Here is a 3,218-nt window from a genome sequence, read left to right on the forward strand (position 1 = left end):
CTGGCCGGCCGACTGCAGAGCATGGGCGTACGCACCTGGCTGCCGAGCACCCGCACCGCCGCGTCCGTGACCTCGGCGCCGTCGCCCAGTGCCTTGCCGGTGCCGCGCAGCAGCGTCCCGTACAGCGGGCCGGAGGCGCCGCCGACCTTCGAGATCAACTGCCGCCCCGCGAGCACGAGCACCGCTCCCGGCGTCTCGGGCGGCGCCTCCTCCAGGGCCGCCCGCACGGCGGTGAAGCCGCGCTTGAGGTTGGCGCCGTGGTCGGCGTCGCCGATCGCCGAGTCCAGCTCGGTGAGCCGGTCGGCCTCCCCGTCGACCGCCGCCGCCGCGGTGAGCATCCAGCGGCGGAAGAATTCCGCGTCGAGCACGTCCCGCATCCCTTCTCGTACCTGCCTGTCAGGACCCCTGCGGACCCTCCGCCAGGAAGCCGTCCCGCGATCCCGCGGGACGGCCCCGGCAGGACCTCGGCCTCACAGCCCCCAGCGCAGCCCCGGCGTGCGCACCGGCGCGTCCCAGAGCCGCAGCAGCTCGTCGTCCGCCTGGCACAGGGTGACCGAGCACCCCGCCATGTCCAGCGACGTCACGTAGTTCCCGACGAGCGTACGGGCCACCGACACGCCGCGCTCCGTCAGTGCCCGCTGCACCTCCGCGTTGAAGCCGTACAGCTCGATGAGCGGGGTGGCGCCCATGCCGTTGACCAGCGCCAGCACGGGACCGGACGGCCGCAGGTCCGCCAGCACCGCGTCCACCGACACGTCCGCGATCTCGTGCGACGTCATCATCGGGCGCCGCTCGCGGCCCGGCTCGCCGTGGATGCCGATGCCCAGCTCCAGCTCGCCGTCCGGCAGGTCGAACGTGGGGCTGCCCTTGGCCGGCGTCGTGCACGCGCTCAGCGCGACGCCGAAGCTGCGCGAGGACTCCACGACCTTGCGGGCCAGCGCCTCCACCCGCTCCAGCGGCGCACCCTCCTCGGCGGCGGCCCCGGCGATCTTCTCCACGAACAGCGTCGCGCCGACGCCGCGGCGGCCCGCCGTGTAGAGGCTGTCGGTCACCGCCACGTCGTCGTCGACGAGCACCTTGGCGACCTGGATGCCCTCGTCCTGGGCGAGGTCGGCGGCCATGTCGAAGTTCAGCACGTCGCCGGTGTAGTTCTTCACGATGAACAGCACGCCCCGGCCGGCGTCCACGGCCGCCGCGGCCCGCGTCATCTGGTCCGGTACGGGCGAGGTGAAGATCTCGCCGGCGCACGCGGCGTCCAGCATCCCGCGGCCGACGAAGCCGCCGTGCAGCGGCTCGTGCCCGGAGCCGCCGCCGGAGACCAGGCCGACCTTGTCGGTGACCGGCGCGTCGCGCCGCACCACCACCCGGTTCTCGACGTCCACGCTCAGGTCCGGGTGGGCGGCGGCCATGCCGCGCAGGGCGTCCGGCACCACGGTCTCCGGCACGTTGATGAGCATTCGCATGGGGTACCTCCGGTGGCGTTCGCGCCCGGTGACGATCGGTTCTGGCTTGCCCAGTATCACGGCAGCGGCGGTCCCGGTCACTCCCTGGGCAGGCGTCGGAGGTACCCCCGTACGGGAGGTTTCGCGTCGATCGCCCGAACGGACGCTCGCCGGTGCGGCCCGCTTGCGCATGCGTGTTCGGCACCTAGACTCTGCGGCCACCGTCCGGCCCGTACGACACCCGTCCCGCATCCGTCCCACGCTCGTTCCACCGGAATTCACCTGAGGTGCACCTTGCCGAGGAAGAACCTGACAGCGAACCGGACAAGCCTGACCCACCGCGTCCGCTACGCCGCGCGCCACCCGGACCGGGTCCCCCGCTACCTCGCCCGCGCCGGCCGCGACGCCTGGCTGCGCCTGCGCCACCCCCGCGACCACGTCGCGTACTACCGCGCCGTGATGCGCTCCGACTCCGCCGCCGACCCGGAGGCGGCCGTCGGCAGCAGGACGCACGACCGCTGGCTGGCGCTGGGCAAGATGCAGTTCGACTACCTCGTGGAGCACGGGCTGCGGCCCGGGGACCGCATGCTGGAGATCGGCTGCGGCAACCTGCGCGCCGGCTGGCGCTTCATCGACTACCTGGAGCGCGGCCGCTACTACGGGCTCGACATCTCCCCGGACATCCTCTTCGCCGCCCAGGACACCGTCGTGCGGCACGGACTGCAGGACAAGCTGCCGCGCCTCACGCCCGTACGGGACCTCACCTTCGCCTTCCTCCCGGACGGCCACTTCCGCGTCGTCCACGCGCACAGCGTCTTCTCCCACTCCCCGCCGCACGTCATCGACGAATGCCTCGCGCACGTCGGCCGCGTGCTGCGGCCCGACGGCTGGTTCGACTTCACCTTCGACCGTACGGAGACGGCGGAGCACCACGTGCTGCGCGAGGACTTCTACTACCGCACCGAGACCCTGGTGGCGCTGGCGGAGAAGCACGGCCTGCGGGCGGAGTTCATGGCCGACTGGGAGAAGCTGCCGCACGGCCAGTCCAAGATCCGCGTACGCCTCCCCGCCGACTCCTGACCCCGGACGCCCCCGGCGCCCGTACGAACCGGACGGCGACCCGGGCTCCGGCGTGCGCGCCCGGCAGGTGACAATGGACCCGGCGCACGGTGGGCGCCCGCGCGCCGTTGGGGAGGGGTCCGTATGGGCGTGCCCGAAGGGGAGCCGGATCCGGGGCTGTTCGGGCCCGCGTCCGTGACCTGGCAACTGCACAGCGACCCGGTGATGTGGATCGGCGGCGTCCGCGCGCTCTACCTCCAGGCCCTGCACCCGCGCGCCGTCCGCGGCGTCATGCAGAACTCCGACTTCCGCGCCGACGCCTGGGGCCGGCTCATGCGCACCGCCGCCTTCGTCGGCACCGTCACCTACGCCGCCACCCCCGCCGCGGAGCGCGCCGGCGCACGCGTCCGCGGCATCCACCGCCGCCTGCGCGCCGTCGACCCCGCCACCGGCGACCGCTACCGCGTCGACGAACCCGCGCTGCTGCTCTGGGTGCACTGCGCCGAGGTCGACTCCTACCTCCACGTCGCCCGCCGCTCCGGCCTGACGATCCCCGACGCGTACGCCGACGCCTACATACGCGAACAGCGCACCGCCGCCCGCCTCGTCGGCCTCGAACCGGCCGCCGTCCCCGGCGGCGCCGCCGCCCTCGCCGCGTACTTCGCACGGGTGAACCCGGAGCTGGCCGCCACCCCCGAATCCGCCGACGTCGACGCC

4 protein-coding genes are annotated in these 3,218 nt (G+C 73.8%); 2 read left to right on the forward strand and 2 right to left on the reverse strand.

Features of this window, described 5'->3' with window-relative positions; all coding sequences use genetic code 11:
* Nucleotides 1-377 (reverse strand): DAK2 domain-containing protein (locus tag H5J30_RS23570; RefSeq protein ID WP_181789373.1); only part of this gene is annotated, 377 nt, incomplete at its 3' end.
* Between the two features lie 93 nt (nucleotides 378-470).
* A complete protein-coding gene (dhaK, locus tag H5J30_RS23575; protein ID WP_181789374.1) occupies nucleotides 471-1,463 on the reverse strand; it encodes a dihydroxyacetone kinase subunit DhaK in 993 nt (330 codons plus the stop codon).
* A gap of 273 nt (nucleotides 1,464-1,736) precedes the next feature.
* Between dhaK and H5J30_RS23580 the strand changes: the two genes are divergently transcribed.
* Both H5J30_RS23580 and H5J30_RS23585 read left to right on the forward strand, forming a co-directional pair.
* Nucleotides 1,737-2,522: a class I SAM-dependent methyltransferase gene (locus H5J30_RS23580; protein ID WP_181789375.1), complete on the forward strand. Its 786-nt coding sequence runs from the start codon at nucleotides 1,737-1,739 to the stop codon at nucleotides 2,520-2,522.
* 123 nt (nucleotides 2,523-2,645) lie between these two features.
* The coding region (locus H5J30_RS23585; RefSeq protein WP_181789376.1) for an oxygenase MpaB family protein at nucleotides 2,646-3,218 on the forward strand (573 nt) is incomplete at its 3' end.

The sequence above is a fragment of the Streptomyces phytophilus genome (assembly GCF_013870535.1).
GTDB classification, from domain to species: domain Bacteria; phylum Actinomycetota; class Actinomycetes; order Streptomycetales; family Streptomycetaceae; genus Streptomyces; species Streptomyces phytophilus.